This window comes from Salinispora tropica CNB-440 (genome assembly GCF_000016425.1).
GTDB classification, from domain to species: Bacteria; Actinomycetota; Actinomycetes; order Mycobacteriales; family Micromonosporaceae; genus Micromonospora; species Micromonospora tropica.
Window position 1 is genome coordinate 228490 of the sequence record NC_009380.1, and the last position, 26386, is coordinate 254875.

A 26386-nucleotide genomic window follows, 5' to 3' on the forward strand; every position below is an offset into this window, starting at 1 on the left:
CTACGTGATCGTCAGGTCGGAATGTCACCGCCGAAAACCGCCAGACTTTTGACCCCACGGCGGGCAGAGTGTCAGGGGTGACAGTCGAGTCCGCCCCTGACCGGGCTGCGCTGCGGAGCTGGTTGCCCGGGTATCTTGCTTTGGCCGCGATCTGGGGTTCCAGCTTTCTCTTCATCAAGATCGGGGTGCGGGAGCTACATCCCCTGCACCTGACCCTCTACCGGGTCGGGGCCGGCGCGTTAACGCTGCTGATACTGCTCGTGGCGCTGCGCGACCGACTGCCCCGCGAGCCGCGGGTCTGGGCCCATCTGGTCGTCACCGGTGGGATCGGCGTGGCGCTTCCGTTCACCCTGTTCGGCTACGGCGGGGAGCGGGTCGAGTCCATGCTCTCCGGGATCTGGAACGCCACCACACCGCTGGTCGTGCTGCCCATGGCGGTGCTGGTCTTCCGTACCGAACGGATTACCGCCGCCCGGGCGGTCGGGCTCGGGCTGGGCTTTCTCGGCGTACTGGTGGTGCTCGGGGTGTGGCAGGGCGCTGGTGGTTCGCACTTCGTCGGCCAGCTCATGTGCTTCGGCGCCGCGGCCTGCTACGGGGTGGTCATCCCGTACCAGAAGAAGTTCGTCGCGGGCCGCTCCTACTCCGGGCTGGCCCTGTCGGCGGCGCAGTTGCTGATGGCGCTGGCGCTGCTCACCATCGTCACTCCGTTCGTGGCGGGCGTACCGCCGATGCCGACCGCCCTCTCCGGCTCGGTCCTGGCCAGCATGGTCGCGCTCGGCGCGCTCGGCACCGGGTTGGCCTTCCTGATTCACTTTCGCAATATCCGGGTCGCTGGCGCCAGTACCGCAGCGACGGTGACCTACGTGATCCCGGTCTTCGCGGTGCTGGCCGGTGCGCTGGTGCTCGACGAGCGGCTGACCTGGCACCAACCGGTTGGCGCGGTGGTGGTCCTGCTCGGTGTCGCGGTCACCCAGGGGCTGATCGGTCCCCGCCGCCGACCGCGGGCCGTCGCGCTACCGACCTCGGCAGCCGGCACCTCCGCCTCGGCGGCGGGAGTGCCGGCCACCGCCGATCAGGAGCTGCTCCCAGCCCACGCCACCAGCCGCTCCGCCGGCCAGGCATTGACCACCCGATCGGCAGGGACGCCGCAGCGGGCGGCGCGTTCGCAGCCGAACCGTTGCCAGTCGAGCTGACCGGGGGCGTGCGCATCGGTATTGATCGCGAACTGGCAGCCGGCCTCCAGGGCCCGCCGAATCAGCCGTTTCGGCGGGTCCTGTCGCTCCGGCCGGGAGTTGATCTCGACCGCGACGCCCCGCTGCGCGCAGGCCGCGAAGACGGCGTCCGCATCGAAGTCGCTCTCCCCCCGGGCGCGCCGCCGGTGCCCCCGGTCGCCGGGGCCCGTCACGCCTGCCGGTCGGGTGGAGACCATCCGACCCGTGCAGTGCCCGAGGATGTCCAGGTGCGGGTTCCCGATCGCGGTGAGCATCCGACGAGTCATCCTCCCCCGTTCGTCGGAGAGGCCGCTGTGCACCGAGCCCACCACCACGTCGAGCTGGGCGAGCAGCTCTTCGTCCTGATCCAGGGAGCCATCGGCGAGGATGTCCACCTCAATGCCGGTGAGGATCCGGAATCCCGTCGGCAACGCCTCGTTCAGTCGCGCCACCTGCTCCAGCTGCCGGCGCAGCCGGTCAGCGGTCAACCCACGCGCCACCTTCAGCCGAGGCGAGTGGTCGGTGAGCACCAGGTACTCATGGCCCAACTCGACCGCGGTCAACGCCATCTCCTCGATCGAGGAGCCGCCGTCGGACCAGTCTGAATGGATGTGGCAGTCGCCGCGTAACGCCGCCCGTAGCGCCGTCGCCTCAGCGTCCAGGTCAGTGCCCTCGGTGGCCGCCAGCCGACGCAGGTAGACCGGCTCCTCACCCGCCAGTGACTCGGCCACGCAGCGGGCGGTGACCTCGCCCACCCCGGACAGGCCGGTGAGCTTGCCGATACGGGCCAGCTCGGCGACCTCCGCGGTTGGCAGGGCGGCCACGGCCTTCGCCGCCGATCGGAAGGCGCGCACCCGGTACGTGGCCTCGTTGGCCCGCTCCAACAGGAAAGCTATCCGGCGTAGGTCGGCGATGGGATCCCGAGCGGTCATTCCTGCAACCTAGCGGCTGAGGCCAGGACACTCACGACTCCTTCGGGCAGCCGTGTCGGCGTTGCCAGTCCGCCACCTCCACGGCGGGCGACCGGTTGATCCCCCGTCGCCAGGCGTCCAGGTAGGGCGCCGGCCACACCACCCCCCGCCGGATCCACCAACCGTCCTTGCCCGGGCACGGCGGTGAGATGCCGAAGTGCAGATGGCAGACGTTGTTCGCATTGCCGGTCCGGCCGACCGTGCCGAGTTGCTGCCCGGCGGCCACACGTACCCCCGGATCAAGGCCCGCCGCGACCTCGGTCAGGTGCGAGCCGTAGTAGCGCACCCCGTCATCGCCCAGCACCGCCACCGACAAACCGCCGTTGAACGGGCCGAGGGGGCCACCCCGGTCGAAGCGGTCCACCCGGCTTACCTCCAGCACCGAGCCGTCAGTCACCGCCACCACCGGAACACCGCAGTCAGCGAAGATGTCCGTGGCGGGGTAGATCGAGTGGGTCGGATGGTAGGCGGCATTGCTGGCCCGTACCGGGAAGACGTGTCGGACCTCGGCGGGCGGTGTCCCCGGTGACGTCCCCGACGCGCTCGGCGGAGCCGTTGCTGCTGTGGGAGTCGAGCTGGCCGACGGGGCGGTGGCCGGGTCCGTGGCGGCCGGGCGGCTGGCCGTGCCCGTGTCCACCCCGGGGCGGGTCGTCGCGCAGCTCGCGGCGAGCATCGCGGCGAGCAGGAGCAGCAGGGGATATCCCGGGCGGCGTCCGGTCAACGGCGCAGGCATCGGGCCATCCTGACAGACCAGTACGGTGGGAGGGAAAAGCCGGGGGAGGAGGCGACCGTGACCGACCCGTACGACGGGGCTCGTCCCCGTAACCCGTCGGGGCTCTTCCCCGCGGGGGCGCCGGCGCGGCCCACCTACCGCGAACCCCATCCGATCCACGGCGCCGCGGTGGTCCTCGGCGGCGGCGTCGCCACCATGTGGTTGCTGCTCTTCGGGCTACTCGGCGCCGGTGTGCGGGGATACGCCTGGTGGACGGTGCTCGCCGGTGGCCTCGCCTGGCTGGTGGCTCTGCTGCTGGTGCGCCATGGCGACCGGGGAGTCGCCACCGGGGTCGCGATCGTCGTCGGTGGCGGGTGGAGCATCGCGGCGGCGGTCGTCGCGAACCGCTGGATGGCCAGCGGAGACTGGCCCCTCTGGTAGACAGATGAGCCACCCGTGTTCTAGACAGATCAGCCGCCCGTGTCCGCCCGGCCCACCGAGCTCTCCTCGGCGGATGCGACCAGCGCGGCGGATTCGATCGGCCGCCTGTCGGGGCGTTGGCCGGTCACCTGCCGATCCCACCGGCTAACGTGCACGCTGAAGACCGTCCGAGCATCCGGGCGAGCGAGCAGGTTGAGCTGGCGGGCTGGTCACGTCGGAACCGGCCGTGGTCGTTGGCGGGCCGGCCGCCGACGACGCGAAGCCGCGGACGGTCGAAGGAATTCGGGGCGACGCCGAGGACGTTTGGGGGAACCGTGTCGTACTTCGCTGCGGCCGTGGTACGCGACGAGAGCGGCTGGACCGCCGCCGAGGTGAACCTCCGCGGTGCCGTTGACGTGGACGGGGTCGCCGACCGGTTGCGGGACGTTGACCCCGGCGCCGACCTGTCGCTGCTCTTCGTCGAGGCCGAGGACGAGTATCTGGTGATCCTGCGTCTGGACGAGGGCGAGGACCTGCGGGTCTTCGGCTCGGACTCGGCGTACGCCGAGGAGACCCAGCTGGGCGCGCTACTGGTCGGGGACCTGAAGGCGTCGGTGACCGGGTTGGACGAGACCGAGGAGCCGCGCGCCGCCGGCGGTGACCCGGAGAGCGAACAGCCCGCTGCGGATCCGGAGGCGGATCCGGTCGGGGACGCGGACCTCCTCGCCGACCTGGGGGTATCCGGGACGAAGCTGGTTGCGCTCTGCGGCCACGAGGGGATGCTGCCGGCGGATGTCACCACCGAGGCGTGCATGGTGTTGGGCTGCGCCGACGAGGTCGAGGAACTGCGTGAGGTGTAAGCCTGTCAGCAAGGGCGAGGGCCGGATCGGCCCGGGCGGCGTCGACCGCCGGCAGCGCCACGAACAGTGGATGCGCCGGGCGTTGGAAGTCGCGGTCACCGGGGCGGAGACCACGATCACTGCCGCTGACGACATTCCGGTCCCCGCCGCTGACGACATTCCGGTCGGTGCGCTGCTCCTTGGTCCGGACGGGGCCGAGCTGGCCACCGGACGCAACGAGCGGGAGCTGACCGGGGACCCGACCGCGCACGCCGAGGTGCTGGCGCTACGCCGGGCAGCCGGACGGCTTGGCCGCTGGCGGCTCGACGGGTGCACCCTGGTGGTAACCCTCGAGCCGTGCACGATGTGCGCCGGAGCGCTGGTGTTGGCCCGGGTCTCCACGGTGGTGTTCGGGGCGTGGGAGCCGAAGACCGGCGCGGCCGGCTCGCTCTGGGACGTGCTGCGTGACCGTCGACTGAACCATCGCCCCGAGGTCTACGGCGGTGTCCTGGAAACGGAGACGGCGGCGGTCCTGCGCGCCTTCTTCCGGTGAGGGGGTGACCCCGCCGTCCGCGGGACGGCGGATCATCCCCCGGCAGCGCCTGGCGCGCACCGGCACCGACGGTCGGTGCGCCCCGGCTACCCCGGCGAACGCGTGAATCAGGCGATGATGGTGTCCAGGGCGATCTCCACCATCTGGCTGAACGTCTGCTCCCGCTCCTGGGAGGTGACCTTCTCCCCGGTGCGGATGTGATCGCTGACCGTCAGGATGGTCAGCGCGCGTGCCCGGAACCGGGCGGCGATGGTGTAGAGCGCGGCCGACTCCATCTCGACCGCCAGCACGCCGTAGTTGGCGAGCGAGTCGTAGAGGTCCGGCCGGTCGGTGTAGAAGGCGTCCGCCGCCAGAACCGGCCCGACCCGCATGGTGACGCCACGCTGCTCGGCCACCTCCACCGAGGTACGCAGCAGCCCGAAGTCGGCGACCGGCGCGTAGTCGATCAACCCGTCGAAGCGTACGCGGTTCATGTTCGAGTCGGTGGAGGAACCGATCGCGGCCACCACGTCGCGGAGCTGGAGATCCTCGGTCAGGGCACCGCAGGAGCCGACCCGGATCAACGATCGGACGCCGTACTCGTTGATCAGTTCATGCGCGTAGATCGAGGCGGACGGCATGCCCATGCCGGAGCCCTGGATCGATACCTCGACCCCGTTCCAGCGGCCGGTGAAGCCCAACATCCCGCGGACGGTCGAGTAGCACTGTGCGCCCTCAAGGTAGGTCTCCGCGATCCACTTGGCCCGCAGCGGGTCACCCGGCATCAGGACTCGCTCGGCGATCTCTCCCGGCTTCGCGCCGATGTGCGTACTCATAGCAGGGATTCTGCCAGTCCACCGGGCGTCGTACCGGTTGGGCTTTCGGTCTGGCGGTCCTGTAGCCTACTCGGCGGTGGCGTGTCCGAGTGGCCTAAGGAGCACGCCTCGAAAGCGTGTGAGGGTTTACGCCCTCCGCGGGTTCAAATCCCGCCGCCACCGCTCGTGAACAGGCGAGGACGCCCGGTCGGTCCGTGAGGATCGCACCGGGCGTTCCGCCTGTGGTCTCAGTTGCTGCTACGGGGCGCGGCCGAGCAAGATCACGACAAGCCTGGCTCGCTCCTCGCGTGTCAGCTCGACCGGCCGGTCGAGCTGCCTTCGATAGCGTCGAGTATCGCGCCGGTGCCGGCGTGCGCGGCTCACTTCCCAGCGGCGCGTTCGTCCCTCCTCCGCCGGCCTGGTCTGTGCCGTCAGGCAGCCGGCATCACCGGATCTGGTCGACGATGACGAGGGCCAAGCAGCATCGGGGGCCCTCGCCACGCCGAGGTCGTCGGTCAGGGTCGGCGGGCCACTACCGCGCCGTTTGCGCCGGGCGCGTCGAAGGCCACGACCCGGGCGTCAACGAAGCCGGCATCGTCGAGCCAGATGGCGTACTCAGCGCCGGAGTAGTTCTTGCCACCCTCGGTTTCGACAAGCATGTTCATCCCCATCAGGGCGGCCTCGGGTGGACCGGTGCGTTCCTCGTTGAGGAGTAGCTCGGAGATGACAATCGCGCCACCGGAGGGCAACGCGGCGTGGCACCGGGCCAGGAGCGCCCGGTTGGTCGCTTCGTCCCAGTCGTGCATGATCATGCTGAGCAGGATCACATCGTGCCCGTCCGGCAGGGTCGGGTCGGCGAGGAAGTCGCCGGCAACCGTGCCGATTCGACCGGTCAGGTCCGCATCGGCGATCCGCTCCTCGGCCCGGGCGCAGACGTGTGGCAGATCCAGGATCGTCGCCCGTAGCTGCGGCAGTCGCTGGCAGAGCTCGATCGGGAAGGCTCCGGCACCACCGCCGACGTCGAGCAGCCGGTGGTGCGCGCCGAAGTCGTACGCGTCGGCCAACGCGTGGGCGGTGAAGCGGGAGGTGGAGAACATCGCGTCCCAGAACTCAGCCACCATTTTCGGATCGTTGGTGTCGAACATGGACTGCTGCTGTTGCGGATCCCAGGTGAGCGGGCGGTTACTGCGCAGCGCCTCGCCGATTCGATGCCAGGGCAGGTAGGTGCGCAGGTCGGAGTAGCGGATCTGGGCACCGAAGTAGTACGGCCGCCCTTCCACCAGGAATTGCTCGGCCAGCTCGGAGTTGCGGTAGCCGGCACCGGCTTTCTCCAGCAGCCCCAGGGATGCGCTTGCAGCCAGCAGCAAGTCGGCTGGGCGTTCGTCCATACCGAACTCGGCGGCCGCTTCGGTCACGGTGATGGCGCGTCCGCCAGCCAGGCGGGTGAACAGTCCGAACTCGATGCCAACGGCGAGGGTCTTGAAGCCCCAGACGCCGGCTACGAGCTGCATCAGCGGGGTAGGAGTGATCATCACTAGATAAGAGCATAAAGTGGTTCATGGACGGTAGTCCGCACCAGAGGTGGCACGTGAGGCCGGCGAGGTGGCGGACGTACGTCACCCTGGCAGCATGATTCGACTCGTCCTGAACGTGTTGTGGCTCATCTTCGGCGGCGGAATCGTGCTGGCCTTCGGCTACTTCGTCGCCGCGTTGATCTGCTTCGTCCTCGTCGTCACCATCCCGTTCGGGGTCGCCTCGCTGCGGCTGGCTTCGTACTCGTTGTGGCCCTTCGGCCGCACCCTGGTCACCAAGCCGGGGGCTGGCGTCGCATCCGGGTTGGCGAACGTGCTCTGGGTGCTGCTGGCCGGCTGGTGGCTGGCGCTGTCTCACCTGGTCGCCGGGGTATCCCTCTGTATCACGATCATTGGCATTCCGTTCGGCATCGCCAACTTCAAGCTCGTGCCGGCAGCATTCTGGCCACTCGGCCAGGAGGTCATCGAGGTCCGCTGAACCGAAACCCACCTGGCTCGGGGGGCTGGCTGCTTTCGGCTTCCCGCCGCTCCCACTCCTCGACCAACTCGTCCCAGTAGTCGACCCCCAACCCCCGACGCCCGTGCGCCAGCCAGCCGGCGGTGTTCCGCTCCACGTGCAGCCCGAGCTCGGCGAAGAGGTCAACCCATTGGCCCGGCTCCACCCCCACCTCGACCAGGGCGGCGTTGATCGGCCACTGCCCACGCGACCCGTCGAACATCGAGTCGACGTGCGGCCCCCAGGATCGCTGACCGCCGAGCCACACCGCCGCTGCCTGGTGGCCGACGCCGCCGGCGAACTCCGCCTCGACGTACGCCACCGGCCCCCGCCGCGACCAGTGGGCCAGGGTCTCGGTCAGCGCGGTGGAGAGAACCAGTGTGAACGGCTGCTCCAGGGAGGGCTCCTCGACGGCGTAGTCCGGCAGCGTCCCGGTCAGCTCCTCGACCAACTGCGAGGTCACCGGCAGTAGGGCGAAGTCCTGGCGCAGGTTGCCGAGGACCGCGTGATCCAGCCCGCGGGTTTCTCGGTGCAGCAGTCCGGCGTCCGCGATGATCGCGCTGAGCTGGTAACTCATGCGTCCACAGGCTGTGGATGGGACATGTGTACGAAGAATCCGGCCGGCTTCGCCTCCGCTGGTTGCCTGCTCCGCTGCACGCCGTCAGTATCCCTGCTTCGGTGGGCTGGCGACTGACACTCCCTTATCCGCGACGGCCGCCATTGAAAGTGGGCTGTGGGTTAGGGCCGGGATGCCAACCACCACGCGGTGGTCGCCATGGCCGCGATCAGTGCACTGAAGATGAAGGGTGCTTCGATTCCGATCGTTGCCGTGAGTACGCCGCCGAGCAACGCGCCCGCGGCGGCGGCGCTGAAGCTCAGCGTGCGGCCGGCCGCTATCGTCCGGCCGAGTAGGTCCCGTGGGACCAGCCGCTGACGTAGCGACACGACCGTGACGTTGAGCACCGCGAACGATCCGCTCGTGATCACGATGACGAGTATCGCAGCCCATAACTGGGCGGTCACGGCGAGCATCGCAGGGACACCGGCGGTGATGGCCAGTGACCAGGTGAGGATCAAGCGGTGCCGGTGCCCGCGACGAGTCGGTCAACGACGGACGAGCCGAGTAGGCCGCCGAGGGCACCCGCGGCGAGCAGGATTCCGAAACCGGTCGCCCCGACACTGAGCCGGCTCTCCGCGTACAGCACCAGGATCGCAAACCAGGCGCTGTCGGCGGCGGCGACCGCGGCGGTGACCAACGCGAGCGTGCGCAGCACACGGTGTCGTGCCAGCCATCGCAGACCCGCCACCACACCCGGGCTGGCCTGCTTCGGTGTGCCCTGCGGTGGCCGGGCCGCCACACTGATCGGCAGAGTAAGCAGGAGCATGACGGCCAGAGCGAGAGACGCCCCGTTCGCCGCGAACGGCAGGGCGGCGCCGGCCACGAAGAGCGCGGCACCGACCGGCGGGCCGACAAACTCGTTACCGACGATCTCGCCGGCGACCAGCTTTCCGTTGGCGCGCTCGAGTAGCCGCTCGGGCACCAGGCCGGGAAGTGCGGTCTGCGCGGCGGTGTCGCGTACCGTCTCCCCGATCCCGAGTAGGAAGCTGGCCAGCAGGACCAGCGGCAGCGACGCCCAGCCCGTCGCCACGGCCACCACGAGAACGCCCAGGACGACCACCCGGGCGAGGTCAGCCTGGGCGAGCAGAGTGCGGGCGCCGCGGCGGTCGGCCAGCGACCCGGCGAGAAGGCCGGTCACCAGCCACGGCAGGGCCTGGGCCGCGGTCACTGCGGCCACTCCGACCGGGTTGGCGGTCAGCGACGCGGCGAGCAGGGGGAAAGCTGCCAGTCGGATGCCGTCACCGACGTTGGCGAGGGTCGCGGCGCTCCAGAACGTCCAGAAGGGCCGGCCCAACGGAACGGAACTTGTGACCATGAACGGCATCATTGCACCGCCAGCGCCTCCTTCGGGGGCGCTGGCTTTGCTAACGGCACCCGGCAGTCAGCGCACCGTAGCGGTGAGGCGGCGTAGGGCGGTGTGCGCGGGTGGGCCCCAGGAGGGCTTGCCGCCGGGGCGGCCGTGGACGCCGTTGTCGCCGATGAGAATGCCGTGGAGGGCGCGTGCCGTCGCCCAGCCGCGGGCGCGGCGCAGGGTGGCGGGGTCGGGGGCCGGCTCGTAGGCCTCGTGGACGTGGTCGATGCCATCGGGTAGCAGGAGCCACGCGGCGGCGAGGTCATAAGCGGGATCCCCGGCGCAGAGGTCACCGAAGTCAATCACTCCGCAGAGGGTGCCGTCGGCGGTGAGTACGTTGGCCGGGTGCAGGTCGGCGTGGAGCCAGAGCGGCGGGCCGGTCCAGGGCGGAGCCGCTACCGCGTCGTGCCAGACGGCGCGGACCGCGGCCGGCTCGTCGATCAGCCCACGTTCGGTGGCGGCGCTGAGTGCCTCGGCGAACTGCTCGGTCTGGTCGACCAGCAGCCCACCCCGGTCCCGGCTGACGGGTGCCTCGTTGGGGGCGGGTTGGTGCAGCGCCGTCAGGAAGGTGGCCAGCGACCTGGCTGCGTCGAACGCGCGTGTGACCGGGGCTCGGTCGGCGGGGGTGCCCGGAACCCAGGTGGTGATGAGCCATGAACGAGGGAATCGTTTGGAGGGCACGCCGAGTCGTTGCGGGATGGGGATCGGCAGCGGTAGGCGTGGGGCCAGGGTAGGTACCCAGGCGTGCTCCTTGTGTAGTAGCGCGTCCGCGGACACGGTAGCCCACGGAAGCCGCACGGCCAGGTCGTCACCGAGCCGCCACAGTTGGTTGTCCCACCCTCGCGCGCCGAGTCGGATCGGGTGTTCGGCGAGGTCGGGGTGCTGGTCACGGACCAGGTCCCGGACCAACTGCGCGGTGATCTCGTTGTCGCCGGGGGTCACGCGGAGCAACGGTATCCGCTACCGGTGCCCGCGCGGAACGGTGGAGGGGCCCCGGCCCTACCGGCGAGCGGTGGGAACGGGACCCCTCGTGGATCCGAGGTACTCGGACTGCTATCCGGCGCACCCGGGAACGTCGACGCAGTTGTTCGGTCGATTCTTGACCACGACGGTGCCGGTGGCGGTGTTCAGGTTCACCGTGCCGCCCGCCTCGTTGTAGATGCCACCACCGTCGGTGGCGGCGATGTTCTTGGTGACCTTGGAGGCGAACAGGGTCAGGGTTCCGAGGGGCTCGTTGTATATTCCGCCGCCCTGACTGCCCGCCTGGTTGCCGAAGATCTTCGTGTTTCGTAGCACCAGCTCGGAGATGGTGTAGATACCGCCGCCATTGGTGCCGGCGCTGTTGTTCTTGATGATGCTGTCGGTAACGACGACGGATGCGTTGCTGTCTACCCCCAGGCCGCCGGAGATTGTTGTTAACGATACGTTATCGGCGATGGTGGTGGATCGGATTGTTACTTGCGTGCCAACGCTCGCGATGATGCCGCCGACCACGCCGGTGGCAATATTGTGCGTAACGCTACTGTCCGCGACAACGGCAGTGCCGCTGTCTATCAGGAGGCCGCCAAAGGCGACCTGGGCGCGATTTTTCGAGATGCTACTGTGTTCGATCCGTACAGTTTCCGAACTGGCGACCCCGGCTCCATTCAACGCGGTGTTGGCGTGGATTCCGGCCTTGCTGACCTCGAGTAACCCGGAGTTCAGGATTCCTCCGCCGGTAGTGGCAGCGGTATTGTGGCTGACCTTGGAGGATCGGATCCGGGCGGTGCCGCTGTTGGCGATGCCGCCACCGCTGCCGGCGCCGGCGATGTTGCGGGTGATGGTGCTGTGATTGGTGGTTAGCGATCCGCCTGCGGCCACCAATATGCCAGCCCCGTCAGCGCCTGGGTCGGTGGTCTGGCCGCCGGTGACGGTCAGGTGGTTGAGGGTGAGGTGACCGCCGGCTTCGACGTTGAGGATGCGGAACTGGTCAACAGCGGCGGCACGTTCGATGGTGGTGTGTTCGCCGCCATTGAGGGTGATCGGGCTGCTGATGGCGGGCAGGCCGGCGTCGTCGATGCTGGCGGTCAGCAGGTAGGTGCAGTTCCCGGCCAGGTCGAGCACACCGCCACCTCGGGCGTTGGACAAGGTGATCGCGGCGATCAGGGCATCCGCGTCGCAGGAGACCGGCGTGCCCGGCGACTTCTTCCCTGTCTTTCCCGGGTCGCCCTTGCTCTTGTCGTCGGGCTTGCCCCCGTCGCGCTTGTCGCGGTGCTCGTCGGTGAAGAGCCGGTCGGCGACAGTGGTGCGGGTGCGTTCGACAGCGTTGGCGGCCGGGGCGGCGGCGGCGACACCGGCGGTGGTGAGGGCCAGGCCCGTCACGCCAACTGCCCACCACCGTGACTTCGCTCGCCCTCCACCGGATCGATCGGTGTCGGGTTGTTCCTGATGGCTCATCGCGGTCTCGGTGTCCTTCCTCCGGCACGGACGAGAAGCCACCAACCCCGGGCTGACCGGGGCGATGCTCCTCGGCTACCAGGCAGGCGGTAGCAACCAAGCCGAGTTAAACCGACACCAGTCCGTATCAAGTGATGAAAGCGAAAAACATGCTCAAATCAGTCAAAGATCTCGTCGTCACCACGCCGCGGCACTACCGCACCGGGGCCGGCAGCGCCCGGATCGCGAGGAACCCGATCGGCTCGCGTAGCAGGCGCTCATAGCGGGCTTGATCGACGAGCGCCGCTTCGGCAGTCGGCTGTGGCTCCAGGAGTCGCTCGATGAGAAAGCCCGCCTCGTGTAGCTCTTCGCAGGTTCGCTCCAGCGGAAGCAGCCAATGACGTAGTTGCCAGCCTCTGCTCCAGGTCTCCTCGACAATTCGTTCGTCGAAGTAGCTGCCACCGTGTCGCAGCCAGTCACCGGTGGGGTGTAGCCGGGACAGCACCAGCGCGCCGTCCGGCCGCAGCACCCGCCGCAACTCCCGCAGTGTCGATCTCCTGTCATCGACATACTCCAGCGCGAGGGCGAACAAGACCAGGTCCACCGATTCGTCCGGCAGCCAGTGCAGCCGTTCAGCAAGATCGTGTACGTGGAAGACGCCGGAGGGGACGCGCTCTCGACACAGGTGGACCATGCGCGGACTCTGGTCCAGCCCGATCACCCGGGCACCCCGGGCGACCAGTTCCTCGGCGTACAGCCCGGGACCGCACGCCACATCCAGGACCGTGCGTCCAGCGACCTCACCGAGTAGCCGCAGGCAGGTCGGCCGGTCGTAGTGAGCGTTGTACAGGCTGTCGCGTGCATGGTCCAAGAACTCGTCGGCGAACCCGTCGTACTGCGGTTGTGGTTCCACACCATCGGTCATGTCGCCAGTCTGCTCACTCTCGCAACGGTCACCCTTGAGGAGTGTGACGTAGCCCCGCTGTCGGGGCAGCCCTTCCCTGCCCCGCCTCATAGGCAGGGATCGTCGATGCCGAATCGCCTGTCGCGTCGCCATCAGCGCCAGGACGGGCCGGCGCGCTGGCACCCGCGGCAACGGCGCTCATATCCACGGCAACGGGGCGTGCTGGCGCTGACGGGGGCCGGGATTCTCAGCCGGTACTGTCGCCTTTGGTCCGGACACCGTAGCCTGGAACACCCCGTTTCCGACCAGAAGGGTCCCCTCGTGTCGATCTCTGTGAACCTGGACGATGTGCTGGACAAGGCCTACGAGTCCAGCGCTCTGGCTGACCTGGCTACCGCCCCCGTCGCCGCGTTGGCCGGCGTCAGCGAGGCCGACGGCGAGGCTCTGCAGAAGGCCTTCAACATCAAGACCATCGCGGACCTGGCCGGCAACAAGTACGTCCGGGCCGCGCAGGCCATCGTTGAGTTGAGCCGCATCAGCAAGTAGCCGGTACCGCGCTCCACCGGTGCGGCCGATGACCGGCGCCGCGCCGGTGGAGGGGGCAAGTGAGACGACAACTGAGACGACCGTAGAGACGACTCAGGGCCGGTCCCCGTGGGGGCCGGCCCTGTCGTTCTTCCTGCTCAGGCGAGCGGAGGATACGAGATTCGAACTCGTGAGGGTGTGAACCCAACACGCTTTCCAAGCGTGCGCCCTAGGCCTCTAGGCGAATCCTCCGCCGAACAGGATACAGGTCCCGGTAGGGATGCCCGCCCCACCACCCCCTGGTGATCCACTTCCAGTCGGGTAGGCTGGGCTCACCCCCCGTGCGGCGTGTATCTCGTGAACCTCCCCAGGGCCGGAAGGCAGCAAGGATAAGCGGGCTCTGGCGGGTGCACGGGGGGCCTTTCGGTGCCGCCGTCGGCGCCTGTCACTGAGCTGCCTTGTCAGCAAGGGATCCTTCTGTCAACTCGGACGTCAATCCGGGTCCTTCCTTGCACAGGGCCAGCGGGGCGGGTGGTCACCCGGGCCGGACCGGCGCAGAATGGCTCGGTCGAGAGGAGGCGGGACGCTGTGGCGCTGGCGCTCTACCGCAAGTACCGGCCACGTACCTTCGCCGAGGTTATCGGGCAGGAACACGTCACCGAGCCGTTGTCGCAGGCGCTGCGGGGCGGGCGGCTCAATCACGCGTACCTCTTCTCTGGGCCGCGTGGCTGCGGCAAAACATCCAGTGCCCGCATCCTGGCCCGGTCGCTCAACTGCGAGCACGGCCCGACCCCGGAGCCCTGTGGGACCTGTGCCTCCTGTCGGGCGCTGGCTACCGATGGCGCCGGTTCGATCGACGTCATCGAGATCGACGCGGCCAGTCACGGCGGTGTTGACGACGCGCGGGAGCTGCGCGAGAAGGCGTTCTTCGCGCCGGCGCAGAGCCGCTTCAAGATTTACGTCATCGACGAGGCGCACATGGTCTCGTCGGCCGGCTTCAACGCCCTGCTCAAGCTGGTCGAGGAGCCCCCGGAGTACGTCAAGTTCATCTTCGCCACCACCGAGCCGGAGAAGGTCCTCGGCACGATCAAGTCGCGGACCCACCACTACCCGTTCCGGCTGATCCCGCCGAAGGTGCTCCGGCCCTACCTGGAACAGCTCTGCCAGGCCGAGGGTGTCCAGGTCGAGCCGGCGGTCTTTCCCCTCGTCGTGCGGGCCGGTGGTGGCAGCGCCCGGGACAGTCTTTCGGTGCTCGACCAGCTCATCGCCGGGGCAGGTCCGGAGGGCGTCATCTACGCCCGGGCCGCCGCGCTGCTCGGGGTCACCGACTCGGCGCTGATCGACGAGATGTGCGACGCGCTCGCCGCAGGGGACGGTGCGGCGGCGTACGCCACCGTCGACCGGATCGTCGGCGCTGGCCACGATCCGCGCCGGTTCGCCGCTGACCTGCTGGAGCGGCTGCGTGATCTGATCATCCTCCAGCGGGTGCCGGACGCCGCGCCGAAGGGCTTGGTGGACGGCCCGGACGACCAGATCGAGCGGATGACCGCCCAGGCGCAGCGGCTTGGGCCGGGCACCCTGTCGCGGTGCGCCGACATCGTGCACGACGGTCTGGTCGAGATGCGAGGTGCCACCGCGCCCCGGCTACTGCTGGAACTGATCTGCGCCCGGCTGCTGCTGCCTCGGATTGACGACTCGACCGGTGGCCTTCTCCAACGCCTCGAAACTCTGGAGCGTCGGCACACCCACGCCGGCGCCGACGTCCCGCCAGCTGTTCCCACGCCGGCTACCGGCTCGTCCCCCGCGGCGGCCGTCCCGCCAGCTGTCCCCACGCCGGCGACCGGCTCGTCCCCCGCGCCAGCTGTCCCCACGCCGGCTGCTGGTGCGCCGCCCGCGCCGGCCGTCGGCTCGCCGCCCCGTCCGGTGGGTACCGCGGTGTCTGCGAGCATGGATGGTCCGGCCGTGTCCGACGGTCCCCGCCGTGCCTCCCCTCGGCCGGCGGTCATGCCCGACCCGGCCACCCCCGAGCCGCCCCGCCCGGGTACGACCGGTCAGGGTCCGCTCGACGCGGCCGCGGTACGTCGGCGCTGGCCGGAGGTGGTCGGTCTGGTGGGCCGCAAGAGCAAGAAGGCCGCTGCCTGGGCGCGTGAGGCGACGGTTCACGAGGTCGACGGTCAGACCCTCGTGTTGGCCTTCCGCTATCCGTTTCATGCCCAGGCCCTCGCCAACGAACCGGATTTGCTGATCGAGTCCCTCCATGAGGAACTGGGTGAGCGCTGGCAGATCAGGTGCGAGGTAGCTGGTGAGCGGGTCGGCGGACCCGCCGCTGGGCCCCGCGCAGCCGGCCCGGCCCGGCCCGCGACCGCGCCGGCACGGCCGGACCCGGCGGTGGCTCCCGCCGCTCCGCCGCGATCGTCGGCCGGTGATGGGGCGGTCGATGGCATGGCCCCGCGCTCCGCTGGGTCCGCCGATGAGCAGGAGTGGCCGGAGCCGGCACGCCCCGGCGGGGCTGCCCCGCCCGAGCCGGCGGCTGGCACAGCCGAGGAGTGGCCCGCGACGGCCCGCCCGGGTGGGGCGGGAGTGGACGCCACGGCGGCAGCAGCAGCGGGGCCGGGCGGCTCGACCACCGGTGGTGGCCGGGCCTCCGGCGCGGGTGTGGCGCCTGCCGCTTCGGCCGTATCCCGGCCGCCAGTGACGAGCGGTGCGCGGGCGAGCAGCGCGATTGCCGCTGCCCGGGCGGCGGCTGCCGGTGGCGCGCAGCGTTCCGCTGCCTCGCCGCGGCGGACGGCGGAGCCGGATTGGGCAGGTGAGCCGCCGTACGATCCGGACTACGACGGCGTGCCGCGTGGTGGTGCCGCCCCCGCAGTGGTGCATGAGGGGTTCGATCCGGGGGACGAGCCGCTGGACGAGGTGATTGATGAGCGGACCGCCCGTCAGTCCAGTGAGGAGCAGGCGGTGCGGCTGCTCCGTGAGGCGTTCGGTGCGGAGCGGATCGACGAGGTCAAGTCCCGTTAGGTCGGCGGTGTTGCCTTCGGGAGCGACACCGGTGAGCGTAAGAAGCAAGTCGAGTGGGAAGAGTAAGGAGCCGTTCGTGCGCCCAGGTGGACAGCCGAACATGCAGCAGATGCTGAAGCAGGCGCAGAAGATGCAGCAGCAGATCGCCAAGGCGCAGGCCGAGCTGGCCGAGGCGGAGCTGACCGGTGCCGCGGGTGGCGGCCTGGTCACCGCGACCGTCGCCGGCACCGGCGAGCTCAAGTCGGTCGCGATCGACCCCAAGGCGGTTGATCCGGAGGACGTCGAGACCCTGGAGGATCTGGTGGTCGCTGCCGTGCGTAACGCCGCGGAGGCGGCCCGGGAGCTGACCGACCAGAAGATGGGGCCGGTGGCCGGGGGCATGGGCGGCCTCGGCCTGCCCGGTTTCTGAGCCGACGATGTACGAGGGCGCTATCCAGGACCTGATTGACGAGTTGGGCCGGCTGCCGGGCGTGGGCCCGAAGAGCGCCCAGCGGATCGCCTTTCATGTCCTGTCCGCGGACCCGGCCGACGTCAATCGGCTGGCCGGCGCGTTGCGCAAGGTCAAGGAGTTGGTGCGCTTCTGCACCAGCTGCTACAACGTGGCCGAGTCCGAGCAGTGCCGGATCTGCCGCGATCCACGCCGTACCGATGAGGTGCTCTGCGTGGTGGAAGAGCCGAAGGACGTGGTGGCGATCGAGCGGACCGGGGAGTTCCGCGGCCGGTACCACGTCCTCGGCGGCGCGATCAACCCGCTGGAGGGGATCGGGCCGGACAATCTGCGCGTCCGGGAGTTGCTGACCCGGCTGGGCGGTGGCGCGGTGCGGGAGCTGATCCTGGCCACCGATCCGAATACCGAGGGCGAGGCGACCGCCACCTATCTGGCGCTGATGGTGAAGCCGATGGGCATCGCCGTGACTCGGCTGGCCAGTGGCCTGCCGGTCGGCGGCGACCTGGAGTACGCCGACGAGATCACTCTTGGTCGTGCTTTCGAGGGACGCCGGACGGTCTGATCCTCGTCCGTAACCGGGTCCACGGTCTATGGATCTAACACCTGAGGCTCTTCAGGGCTGGGATGACGTAACAGTTTCGCATCATGGATACCGATCGTTCGGCAGGGTCATCGATTTGCCTTCGATCCTTCGACCAGGGCAGGGAAAAGCCACGATCCGACACGGACTGTCCACCTGACAGCTTCCGCACCGTTGGCCGGACGGCTATGGTTCCCGCCATCGGTGACCCCGGTCACCGCGTTGTCCGTATCCACAAGGACGAGGTGAAGCACCCATGCGTGCATCCAGGCCGAAGGTCGCTGTCGCGGCCGTCGCGGTCGCGGCCCTCGCGGTAGCCGGCTGCGCCGAGAGCGACCGCGAGGATTCCGGTGGTAGCAACAACGACACCCTCGTCTTCGGCGTCGCCGGAGACCCGAAGGTGCTCGACCCGAGCTTTGCCAGCGACGGCGAGTCGCTGCGCGTGGCCCGTCAGGTCTTCGAGACCCTGGTCCGCCCCGAGGAGGGTGGCACCAAGGTGAGCCCGGGCCTCGCGGAGTCCTGGACTCCGGACGAGGCGGGCACCACCTGGACCTTCAAGCTCCGCTCGGGCGTGAAGTTCCACGACGGCACCGACTTCGACGCCGAGGCCGTCTGCGTCAACTTCAACCGTTGGTACAACGCCACCGGCCTCATGCAGAGCCCGGACGTGACCGCCTACTGGCAGGACGTGATGGGCGGCTTCGCCCAGAACGAGGACGAAGGGCTCTCGGAGAGCCTCTTCAAGTCCTGCACCGCCAAGGACGCCACCACGGTCGATCTGACCTTCACCCGGGTGTCCAGCAAGATCCCGGCCGCCCTGATGTTGCCGTCGTTCTCCATCCACAGCCCGACGGCGCTGGAGCAGTACGACGCGAGCAACGTCGGCGGCACCGCGACGGACGTCCAGTACCCCGAGTACGCGACCGCGCATCCGACCGGCACCGGGCCCTTCAAGTTCAAGTCCTGGGACATCGCCAACAAGTCGCTCACCATCGAGCGAAACGACGACTACTGGGGCGAGAAAGCCAAGCTGAAGACCCTCATCTTCCGGACCATCCCGGATGAGAACGCGCGCAAGCAGGCGCTGAGCTCCGGCGACATCCAGGGCTACGACCTGGTCGGGCCGGCTGATGTCGAGCCGCTGAAGGGCGAGGGCTTCAACGTCCTGACCCGGCCGGCGTTCAACATCCTCTACCTGGGCATGAACCAGCAGGGGAACCCGAAGCTGGCTGACCTCAAGGTCCGGCAGGCGATCGCCCACGCGATCAACCGGCAGGCCCTGGTCGACTCCAAGCTCCCCCCGGGTGCGAAGGTCGCGACCAACTTCTTCCCGGACACGGTCGAGGGGTGGAACGGCGACGTCACCACCTACGACTACGACGTCGACAAGGCCAAGCAGCTGCTGGCCGAGGCCGACGCGACGGACCTGACGCTGCGGTTCCACTACCCGACCGAGGTCACCCGTCCGTACATGCCGAACCCGAAGGATCTCTTCGAGCTGGTCTCGGCGGACCTCCAGGCGGCCGGCATCACGGTCGAGCCGATTCCGCTCAAGTGGAGCCCGGACTACCTCAACGCCACCACCTCCGGTAGCGAGCACGACCTGCACTTCCTCGGCTGGACCGGTGACTACGGCGACGCCTACAACTTCATCGGCACCTTCTTCGACCGGCAGAAGGACGAGTGGGGCTTTGACAACCCGGCCCTCTTCGAGCAGTTCCAGGACGCCGACTCCACCGCGGATATGGCGTCACGGGTGGAGAAGTACAAGGGTCTGAACAAGACCATCATGGACTTCCTGCCCGGGGTGCCGATCTCGCACTCGCCGCCGGCGATCGTGTTCGGCAAGGACGTCACCGGCATCAAGGCCAGCCCGCTCACCGACGAGCGGTTCGCGAAGGCTGAGTTCACGTCCTGATCTAACGCAAAGACCGGGCGGGCGCTGTGTTGCACAGCGCCCGCCCGCGCCCCTCCGCACCCTTCTGAGGCATCGTGTTTCGGTTTATCGTCAGACGCCTGCTCCAGCTGATACCCACGCTGTTCGGGCTTTCGCTCCTGCTCTTCATCTGGGTTCGTCGCCTGCCGGGTGGCCCCGAGGACGCCATCCTCGGCGAGCGTGGCACCCCCGAAATGCGCGCGGCGATTCGCCGTAGCATGGGTCTCGACGAGCCGATCCTGGTGCAGTACGGCCGCTTCGTGCAGCGGCTCCTTCGCCTGGACCTGGGCACCTCGTCGTCGACCAAACGTCCGGTGGTCGAAGAGTTCCTGGAGCGTTTCCCCGGCACCGTGGAGTTGACGATCACCGCCCTGGTGATCGCGATCGGCGTCGGCATTCCCCTCGGCTACCTGGCCGCCCGCCGTCGGGGCCGGCTACTCGACCATCTCTCGGTCGGCGGATCGCTGGTCGGGATCTGCGTCCCTATCTTCTTCCTGGCCTACGTCCTGAAGGCGATCTTCTCGGAGAACCTGGGCTGGTTCCCGTCCAGCGGCCGGCAGGATCCGACCCTCGACGCGACCCGGGTCACGAACTTCTTCGTCCTCGACGGGCTGATGACCCGGGAGTGGGATGCCGCGATGGACGCGCTTTGGCATCTGGTGCTGCCGGGGCTCGCGCTGGCCAGCATCCCGCTGGCGATCATCGTTCGGATCACCCGGGCGAGCGTGTTGGAGGTGCTCAACGAGGACTTCGTGCGGACCGCCGAGGCGAAGGGGCTGACCGAGCGGACCGTGCGGGGACGGCATGTGCTGCGCAACTCGCTGCTGCCGGTGGTCACCTCGATCGGCCTGCTCACCGGGGGGCTTCTCTCGGGCGCAGTGCTGACCGAGACGGTCTTTGCCTTCTCCGGCATCGGGGCCTTCATCTACGAGGCGATCGGCCAGCGTGACTACCCGGTGCTGCTCGGTTTCATCATGATCATTTCGGTGGTGTACGTGCTGGTGAACCTCCTGGTTGACCTCTCCTACAGCCTGATCGACCCGAGGGTGAGGGTCCGATGACGATCACAGGTAAGAAGGAGCGGCTGGACCGGCTCGCCGAGTTGGTGAACCGGGACGACGAGCGGGGGGTCAGCCTCTGGCAGGAGGCGTTCCGACGACTGCGGCGGAACCCCGCCGCCATCATCGGCGCGATCATTCTGGCGATCTTCGTTCTGGTGGCGCTGATCGGCCCGTTCTTCGTCCCCTACGAGCCGAAGGACACCATCGGAATTCGCGAGGGCCTGGTGAAGTCGGGGCAGGGCATCATCCCCGGCGCCTCCGCCGAGCACTGGTTCGGCTACGACCACCAGGGCCGGGACGTCTTCAGCCGGATGATCGTCGGGGCCCGGCAGACCCTGCTGGTCGGCGTGGTCGCCACGCTGATCGGGTTGGCCGTGGGCGCCCTGATCGGCGGGGTGGCCGGCGCGGCTGCCGGTCTGGGTGGCCGCTGGGGGCGCGCGGTCGACAACGTGCTCATGCGCGTCATCGACATGATGCTGGCACTGCCCAGCCTCCTGCTCGCGGTGAGCATTGCCGCCCTGCTCGGGGCGAGTCTCCAAACCGTCATGATCGCGGTCGGCATGGTGTCGGTGCCGGTCTTCGCCCGGCTGCTGCGGGTCTCGATGATCGCGCAGGCCAACAGCGACTACGTGCTCGCGGCCACCTCGCTCGGCGTCCGGAAGCCGAAGATCGCGCTGACGCACATCCTGCCGAACTCGCTGGCTCCGGTCATCGTGCAGGCCACGCTGACCCTGGCCACCGCGATCATCGAGGCCGCCGCGCTCTCCTTCCTCGGCCTCGGCAACCCGGACACGGCGCAGCCCGAGTGGGGTGTCATGCTCGCCGACGCGCAGCCGTACCTCGGCATTCGACCCGCACTGGCGATCTTCCCGGCGGTAGCGATCATCATCACCGCGCTCGGTTTCACCCTGCTCGGTGAGGCGATGCGTGAGGCCCTCGACCCGAAGCTGCGGAAGTAGGTCCCGCCATGTGTGTAGCCCGAACAATGGGCGCGCGAGCCCCGCAGGTGCGAACGGAGGGCCGGTAGTGGCACTGCTCGATGTGGATGACCTGAGCGTGACGTTCGCCCGGCGCGGACAGCGTACGGTTCACGCGGTCGACGGGGTCTCCTTCTCGGTCGACGCCGGCGAGGTCGTCGGCCTGGTCGGCGAGTCCGGCTGTGGCAAGAGCGTCACCTCGCTGGCACTCATGGGGCTGTTGCCCCGGCAACCCGGCACCCGGATCGGTGGCAAGGCGGTCTTCGACGGCACCGACCTGCTCGGACTCGACGACCGCGCCCGGCGGGACATCCGTGGTCGCGACGTAGCGATGATCTTTCAGGATCCGCTCTCCTCGCTGAATCCGGTGATCCCGATTGGGTTGCAGGTGACCGAGGTGCTGGCCCGCCACCGGGGGTTGACCGGTGCCGCGGCACGCGAGGAAGCGGTCGGGCTGCTGGACCGGGTCGGCATCCCGGATCCGGACCGGCGGCTCAAGGAGTATCCGCACCAGCTCTCCGGTGGGATGCGGCAACGGGCGTTGATCGCGATGGCGGTGGCCTGCCGACCGCGGCTGCTGATCGCCGACGAGCCGACCACCGCGCTGGATGTCACCATCCAGGCGCAGATCCTGGAGCTGCTCAAGGAACTGGTCCAGGAGTCCGGCACCGCGCTTGTCATGATCACCCACGACCTTGGGGTGGTCGCCGGCATGTGTGACAGCATCAACGTGCTGTACGCGGGTCGGGTGGTCGAGACCGCCCGCCGACGTCCCCTCTTCCGTACGCCACGGCACCCGTACACCGCGGGTCTGCTCGGTTCGGTGCCCCGCCTGGACAGTGGGCGCGGCGAACCGCTCAACCCGATTCCCGGCTCGGTACGCGACGTGCTGTCCTGGTCGGAAGGCTGTGCCTTCGCTCCGCGTTGCTCCCGGCGGGTGGACGCCTGTCTCGACGAGACGCCGCCGCTGGTCCGCACCCACGACGGCCGTAGCTACCGCTGTGTCGACCCGGTGCCGCTGCCCGGCGTCGTCCCGGCCCAGGCCGGTCGGTCCGGCCAGCCCGGGGCGCCGAGCCCGGAGCGGAACGAGGAGGAGACCCGTGACTGACAACGACGTCCTCGTCGAGGTCCGTGACCTGAAGGTGCACTTTCCGATCAAACGGGGAGTGCTCTTCGACCGCACGATCGGCCACGTGAAGGCGGTTGACGGGGTCGACCTGCGGATCCCGCGCGGTCAGACCTACGGCCTGGTGGGCGAGTCCGGATGCGGGAAGTCGACGCTCGGCCGGGCGCTGCTCCAGCTGACCACGCCCACCGGCGGTGAGGTCGTCTTCGACGGTGTCGAGCTGACCACGTTGCCGCCGGCCCGGCTGCGCGCCATGCGTCGTCGGATGCAGATGATCTTCCAGGACCCGATGTCCAGCCTGGACCCGCGGCAGAACGTCGAGTCGATTCTCACCGAGGGTTTGCAGACCCACGGTATCGGCGGCAACCGGGACGAGCGACGCGCGATCATCGGGGAGGCGCTCGACAAGGTGGGCCTACCCCGGTGGGCGCTGTCCCGCTACCCACACGAGTTCTCCGGCGGGCAACGGCAGCGGATCGGTATCGCCCGGGCGGTGGTCCTCGGTCCGGAGCTGATCGTCGCCGACGAGCCGGTGTCCGCCCTGGACGTGTCGATCCAGGCGCAGGTGGTCAACCTCCTCGACGAACTGCAGGAGAGCCTCGGCCTCACCTACCTGGTGATCGCGCACGACCTGGCCGTCGTCCGGCACATCTCCGACACCGTCGGCGTCATGTACCTCGGCGCTTTGGTGGAGGAGGCCCCGAGCGACCGGCTCTACACCGAGCCGCTGCATCCGTACACCCGGGCGCTCATGTCGGCGGTGCCTGTGCCGGACCCGGACGTGGAGGACCGCCGCGAGCGGATCCTGCTCGCCGGTGACCTGCCGTCGCCGGCCAACCCGCCAGCGGGCTGCCGATTCCACACCCGCTGCCCGTGGGCCCAGCCGACGCGCTGCACCGACGAACGGCCGGTGCTGCGTGACATCGGGGGCAGCCGGGTGGCCTGCCACTGGGCCGAGCGGATCGCCAGCGGGGAACTCCGTCCGCACAACGCCGGGGCGCGAGTCGCGCGGGCATCCAGCGGCGGCGAGACCCCGGAGCCGGTGTCGATCCCGGCCCCGACCGGGAAGGCGGACTCCGCCGACGCCTGAGCCGGCGACGCCGGCTGCGGGGGTAGCCAGGACCGGCTGTTTCCCGCGACCCGGCTCAGCCGTCGGGGCGGTCGAGCAGGGCAACGGCGATCGCGTGCACCGCATCGAGGCCGGCCGGGTCGGGCAGCGTCGCCCGCCCCCCGGTCACGACGTACCACTCGTCGGCCTCGCGGTACTGCACCCGCAGGGCGACCTGGCCGTCGAGGTACTCGGTGCGCAGCGTCAGCTCGCCGGTGATCACGCCGACCTCGTCGGTCATCACTCCGCCCGGCCCGGGGACGATCTCCGCGGTGCGGACCCGGGACCCGCCGTCGGCCCGCATCCCGGAGCCGGGAGTGGCGCCCGCCGGGGCGCCGGTGGTCTCCGCGCTCATCCCGGCGCCGGGTACCGCGGCACTGGCAGCGCCATCGGCCGTCATTCCGGCGCTGCCCGGGGCGGGGTCGCTGGTGGAGGCCGTCGCGGAGTCGTCGGCCCCCGGGGGCCGGTTCGGTGTCGGGCCTGTCCCGGTGCTGGTCATGGTCGGCTCGCCCCGGTACAGCCCGCCAACATGTCGGCCAGCGCCGTCTTCTCGTCGGTGTGTACCGACAACTGCCAATGATGTTTCACCGTGACCCAGCTTTCGGCGTAGCGGCACCAGTACGACCGGTTCGCCGGTCGCCACTGGGATGGATCCTGATCACCCTTCGACCGGTTGGCGGTGCGGGAAACCGCGAAGAGGTGCGGCAGCCGGGTGTCGTTGGCGAAATCACCCCGCTTCGTGTCGGTCCACCCGTCGGCACCGGATCGCCAGGCGTTCGCCAGCGGCACCATGTGGTCAACATCGACCTCGGAGGGGTCGGTCAGGACCAGGCCGTCGTAGACGCTCTCCCAGCGCCCGCCGACCACGTTACAGCCGGAGAGCTTGATGCTCTCCCCGTCGCGCGCGAGCACGGTGTCCCGGACGTCGCAGTTCTTGCCGGTGCCCCGCCAGTGGGGGAAGCGGTCGCGGCTGTAGCCCTTCATCGAGCCGGCGCTGGCCACCGTCAGCTCGGCCAGCTTCTCCATGGCGTTCCCACCGGCGCTGGTGGGCGTCGGGTCCGGTGTGGTGGCCGGGACGCAGCCGGCCAGGCCGAGCGCCAGCGCTGTCGCGAGCAGCGGTGCGGATCTGGTACGCAGAGACACCTCTTTAGCTTGGCGGTTTCGGGCGGCCCCGCACAGTATCTGGGAGGGCGGTTTTGGCGTTTCGTAGCCGCTTCGAGATCGAGTCGGGGCACTCTTGGGCAATGACGCCACCCTCCCTTCGGCTGGGCACCCCCGCGGGGGCCGGCACGCTGCTCGCCGCGGTGCTCGCCTCCGGCATGGTCTTCCTCGACGGCACCGTGGTCAACGTGGCGCTTCCCCGCCTCGGCGACGAACTCGACGCCACCGTGTCCGACCTACAGTGGACGGTCAACGGCTATCTGCTGATGCTCGCCGCGTTCGTGCTGCTCGGTGGCGCGCTCGGGGACCGCTTCGGCCGGCGGCGCGTCTTCCTCCTCGGGGTGGTGTGGTTCACCGTGGCGTCGGTGCTGTGCGGGCTGGCCCAGGACACCGGGCAGCTCATCGCGGCCCGGCTTCTGCAGGGTGCTGGAGCGGCCCTGCTCACCCCCGGGTCCCTGTCGGTCCTGCAGGCCAGCTTCCACCCGGACGACCGGGGACGGGCGATCGGTGCCTGGGCTGGCTTCTCCGGCGTCTCCACCGCACTCGGCCCCTTCGTCGGCGGCTGGCTGATCGACGAGTTCTCCTGGCGGTGGATCTTCTTTCTCAACGTGCCGTTGGCGGCGCTGGTGGTGCTGGCCGCCCTGAGGTGGGTGCCGGAGAGCCGGGACGAGAGCGTCTCGCGTACCAGGACCGAGGGGGCGGGCCGGCGCCGGTTCGACGTGCTCGGCACGGTGCTGGGCGCGGTCGCCCTGGCCGGGATCACGTTTGCGTTGATCGACGCGCCGGCGCGGGGCGCGACGTCTCGAGTGGTGCTGCTCGCGGCCGCGGCCGGGGTGCTCGGTTCGGTGGCCTTCGTACTGGTCGAGCGACACCGGGGGGAGACCGCGATGCTGCCGACCGGGCTGTTCACCAGCCGACTCTTCTCCGTGCTCAACGTCTTCACCGTGGTGATCTACGCGGCGCTCAGTGGGTTCACCTTCTTCGTCGCCGTCTTTCTCCAGAACGTGGCCGGCTGGTCGGCGCTGGGTACCGGTGTCGCGCTGCTGCCGGTGACCGTGCTGCTGCTGGTCGGCTCGCCGGTCGCCGGTGACCTGGCGACCCGGATCGGGCCGCGGTTGCCGTTGACCGTGGGGCCGGTGGTGTCCGCCATCGGGCTGCTCCTGCTCCGCGAGGTCGGGGCGGAGGCGTCGTACTGGCGCGACGTACTGCCCGGGGTGTTTCTCTTCGGGCTCGGGCTGGCCATGGTGGTGGCGCCGTTGACGGCCTCGGTGCTGGCCGCCGTCGAGGACCGCTTCGCCGGAGTCGCGAGTGGCTTCAACAATGCCGCCTCGCGCGCCGGGGGGCTACTCGCCGTGGCCGCTCTGCCGCTGCTGGTTGGCCTCTCCGGCACCGAATACGAACGGCCGGACGAGTTGACCGCCGCCTACCGGGGAGCGTTGGCCTGGTGCGCCGCGCTGCTGCTGATGGGGGCGGTGCTGGCTGTGGTCTTCGTGCGCCGTCCGCGCCGGGCACCGCCGCCGTCGCAGCCCTGCCAGTCCCTGCCGGCCGCCACCGGGCCGGAAAAGGGTGCGGAGACCACCTCCTGACGCCTCCGGGGCGGTCGGTGTCCGGGTTGACCTCGGGTAGAGGTCA

Annotated in this window: 24 protein-coding genes, 2 tRNA genes, 1 other RNA gene and 2 pseudogenes; 17 read left to right on the forward strand and 12 right to left on the reverse strand. The window is 69.5% G+C overall.

What is annotated here, in order from left to right; translation table 11 throughout:
* Positions 1-77: 77 nt before the first annotated feature.
* Positions 78-1193 (forward strand): DMT family transporter, encoded by a 1116-nt coding sequence (locus tag STROP_RS01005; RefSeq protein ID WP_329929955.1) that lies wholly within the window; start codon positions 78-80, stop codon positions 1191-1193.
* Here STROP_RS01005 and STROP_RS01010 read toward each other — a convergent pair.
* Both STROP_RS01010 and STROP_RS01015 read right to left on the reverse strand, forming a co-directional pair.
* Positions 1142-2143: pseudogene (locus STROP_RS01010) on the reverse strand (PHP domain-containing protein); the annotation flags it as partial. The gene STROP_RS01005 and the pseudogene STROP_RS01010 sit on opposite strands and share 52 nt — an antisense overlap.
* 31 nt (positions 2144-2174) lie before the next feature.
* Complete coding sequence (locus STROP_RS01015; protein ID WP_011904120.1) at positions 2175-2915, reverse strand: M23 family metallopeptidase; 741 nt, start codon at positions 2913-2915, stop codon at positions 2175-2177.
* Between the two features lie 57 nt (positions 2916-2972).
* On the opposite strand from STROP_RS01015, the gene STROP_RS01020 reads away from it, so the two are divergent.
* From STROP_RS01020 to STROP_RS01030, 3 genes are all read left to right on the forward strand, one after another.
* Positions 2973-3335 carry a hypothetical protein gene (locus STROP_RS01020; protein ID WP_011904121.1) on the forward strand — a complete coding sequence of 121 codons (363 nt, stop codon included), beginning with the start codon at positions 2973-2975 and terminating at the stop codon, positions 3333-3335.
* Positions 3336-3649: 314 nt separating this feature from the next.
* Positions 3650-4174, forward strand: coding sequence for a tRNA adenosine deaminase-associated protein (locus STROP_RS01025; protein WP_011904122.1), 525 nt, complete (start codon positions 3650-3652; stop codon positions 4172-4174).
* 70 nt (positions 4175-4244) lie between these two features.
* Positions 4245-4706 carry a nucleoside deaminase gene (locus STROP_RS01030; protein WP_011904123.1) on the forward strand — a complete coding sequence of 154 codons (462 nt, stop codon included), beginning with the start codon at positions 4245-4247 and terminating at the stop codon, positions 4704-4706.
* Between the two features lie 107 nt (positions 4707-4813).
* Here the strand turns inward: STROP_RS01030 and deoD are convergent, their stop codons facing one another.
* Positions 4814-5521 (reverse strand): purine-nucleoside phosphorylase, encoded by a 708-nt coding sequence (deoD, locus tag STROP_RS01035; RefSeq protein ID WP_011904124.1) that lies wholly within the window; start codon positions 5519-5521, stop codon positions 4814-4816.
* A gap of 75 nt (positions 5522-5596) precedes the next feature.
* Here deoD and STROP_RS01040 point away from each other — a divergent pair.
* A tRNA-Ser gene (locus STROP_RS01040) sits at positions 5597-5683 on the forward strand.
* A 332-nt stretch (positions 5684-6015) separates the two neighbouring features.
* Here STROP_RS01040 and STROP_RS01045 read toward each other — a convergent pair.
* Positions 6016-7032 carry a methyltransferase gene (locus STROP_RS01045; protein ID WP_011904125.1) on the reverse strand — a complete coding sequence of 339 codons (1017 nt, stop codon included), beginning with the start codon at positions 7030-7032 and terminating at the stop codon, positions 6016-6018.
* Between the two features lie 97 nt (positions 7033-7129).
* Here STROP_RS01045 and STROP_RS01050 point away from each other — a divergent pair, with 97 nt between their 5' ends.
* Positions 7130-7510 (forward strand): YccF domain-containing protein, encoded by a 381-nt coding sequence (locus tag STROP_RS01050; protein WP_026275310.1) that lies wholly within the window; start codon positions 7130-7132, stop codon positions 7508-7510.
* Here the strand turns inward: STROP_RS01050 and STROP_RS01055 are convergent.
* From STROP_RS01055 to STROP_RS01075, 5 genes and pseudogenes are all read right to left on the reverse strand, one after another.
* Positions 7494-8105 carry a hypothetical protein gene (locus tag STROP_RS01055; protein ID WP_011904127.1) on the reverse strand — a complete coding sequence of 204 codons (612 nt, stop codon included), beginning with the start codon at positions 8103-8105 and terminating at the stop codon, positions 7494-7496. The two genes, STROP_RS01050 and STROP_RS01055, sit on opposite strands and share 17 nt — an antisense overlap.
* A 161-nt stretch (positions 8106-8266) precedes the next feature.
* Positions 8267-9474: pseudogene (locus tag STROP_RS01060) on the reverse strand (MFS transporter).
* A gap of 54 nt (positions 9475-9528) precedes the next feature.
* Positions 9529-10440 carry an aminoglycoside phosphotransferase family protein gene (locus tag STROP_RS01065; protein ID WP_011904130.1) on the reverse strand — a complete coding sequence of 304 codons (912 nt, stop codon included), beginning with the start codon at positions 10438-10440 and terminating at the stop codon, positions 9529-9531.
* Between the two features lie 111 nt (positions 10441-10551).
* Positions 10552-11859 (reverse strand): autotransporter outer membrane beta-barrel domain-containing protein, encoded by a 1308-nt coding sequence (locus STROP_RS01070; protein ID WP_026275816.1) that lies wholly within the window; start codon positions 11857-11859, stop codon positions 10552-10554.
* Positions 11860-12127: 268 nt separating this feature from the next.
* Complete coding sequence (locus tag STROP_RS01075) at positions 12128-12838, reverse strand: class I SAM-dependent methyltransferase (protein ID WP_043535074.1); 711 nt, start codon at positions 12836-12838, stop codon at positions 12128-12130.
* A 300-nt stretch (positions 12839-13138) separates the two neighbouring features.
* On the opposite strand from STROP_RS01075, the gene STROP_RS01080 reads away from it, so the two are divergent.
* A complete protein-coding gene (locus STROP_RS01080; protein ID WP_018831220.1) occupies positions 13139-13363 on the forward strand; it encodes a hypothetical protein in 225 nt (74 codons plus the stop codon).
* Positions 13364-13509: 146 nt separating this feature from the next.
* Here STROP_RS01080 and STROP_RS01085 read toward each other — a convergent pair.
* A tRNA-Ser gene (locus STROP_RS01085) sits at positions 13510-13594 on the reverse strand.
* A gap of 81 nt (positions 13595-13675) precedes the next feature.
* On the opposite strand from STROP_RS01085, the gene ffs reads away from it, so the two are divergent.
* From ffs to STROP_RS01125, 9 genes are all read left to right on the forward strand, one after another.
* Positions 13676-13766, forward strand: an RNA gene (ffs, locus tag STROP_RS23385) — signal recognition particle sRNA small type.
* A gap of 164 nt (positions 13767-13930) precedes the next feature.
* On the forward strand, positions 13931-16357 hold the full coding sequence (locus STROP_RS01090) for a DNA polymerase III subunit gamma and tau (protein ID WP_011904134.1): 2427 nt from the start codon (positions 13931-13933) through the stop codon (positions 16355-16357).
* A gap of 100 nt (positions 16358-16457) precedes the next feature.
* Complete coding sequence (locus STROP_RS01095; protein ID WP_026275314.1) at positions 16458-16766, forward strand: YbaB/EbfC family nucleoid-associated protein; 309 nt, start codon at positions 16458-16460, stop codon at positions 16764-16766.
* A 7-nt stretch (positions 16767-16773) separates the two neighbouring features.
* Positions 16774-17367: a recombination mediator RecR gene (gene recR / locus STROP_RS01100; RefSeq protein ID WP_011904136.1), complete on the forward strand. Its 594-nt coding sequence runs from the start codon at positions 16774-16776 to the stop codon at positions 17365-17367.
* Between the two features lie 274 nt (positions 17368-17641).
* Positions 17642-19303 carry an ABC transporter substrate-binding protein gene (locus STROP_RS01105; RefSeq protein ID WP_011904137.1) on the forward strand — a complete coding sequence of 554 codons (1662 nt, stop codon included), beginning with the start codon at positions 17642-17644 and terminating at the stop codon, positions 19301-19303.
* A gap of 74 nt (positions 19304-19377) precedes the next feature.
* Positions 19378-20382, forward strand: a complete 1005-nt coding sequence (locus tag STROP_RS01110) for an ABC transporter permease (RefSeq protein ID WP_011904138.1) — start codon at positions 19378-19380, stop codon at positions 20380-20382.
* Complete coding sequence (locus tag STROP_RS01115; protein ID WP_011904139.1) at positions 20379-21341, forward strand: ABC transporter permease; 963 nt, start codon at positions 20379-20381, stop codon at positions 21339-21341. The genes STROP_RS01110 and STROP_RS01115 overlap by 4 nt, the downstream gene beginning before the upstream one ends.
* Positions 21342-21408: 67 nt before the next feature.
* A complete protein-coding gene (locus STROP_RS01120) occupies positions 21409-22467 on the forward strand; it encodes an ABC transporter ATP-binding protein (RefSeq protein ID WP_011904140.1) in 1059 nt (352 codons plus the stop codon).
* Positions 22460-23575 carry an ABC transporter ATP-binding protein gene (locus STROP_RS01125; RefSeq protein WP_011904141.1) on the forward strand — a complete coding sequence of 372 codons (1116 nt, stop codon included), beginning with the start codon at positions 22460-22462 and terminating at the stop codon, positions 23573-23575. Before STROP_RS01120 ends, STROP_RS01125 begins: the two co-directional genes overlap by 8 nt.
* Positions 23576-23630: 55 nt before the next feature.
* Here STROP_RS01125 and STROP_RS01130 read toward each other — a convergent pair whose 3' ends face one another.
* Both STROP_RS01130 and STROP_RS01135 read right to left on the reverse strand, forming a co-directional pair.
* The gene (locus tag STROP_RS01130) at positions 23631-24092 is read right to left on the reverse strand and encodes a hypothetical protein (protein WP_011904142.1); all 462 of its coding nucleotides are present in this window, start codon (positions 24090-24092) and stop codon (positions 23631-23633) included.
* On the reverse strand, positions 24089-24730 hold the full coding sequence (locus STROP_RS01135; RefSeq protein ID WP_028680553.1) for an HNH endonuclease family protein: 642 nt from the start codon (positions 24728-24730) through the stop codon (positions 24089-24091). The genes STROP_RS01130 and STROP_RS01135 overlap by 4 nt, the downstream gene beginning before the upstream one ends.
* A gap of 107 nt (positions 24731-24837) precedes the next feature.
* Between STROP_RS01135 and STROP_RS01140 the strand changes: the two genes are divergently transcribed.
* Positions 24838-26340 carry an MFS transporter gene (locus STROP_RS01140; protein ID WP_011904144.1) on the forward strand — a complete coding sequence of 501 codons (1503 nt, stop codon included), beginning with the start codon at positions 24838-24840 and terminating at the stop codon, positions 26338-26340.
* The last annotated feature ends 46 nt before the right edge of the window (positions 26341-26386 follow it).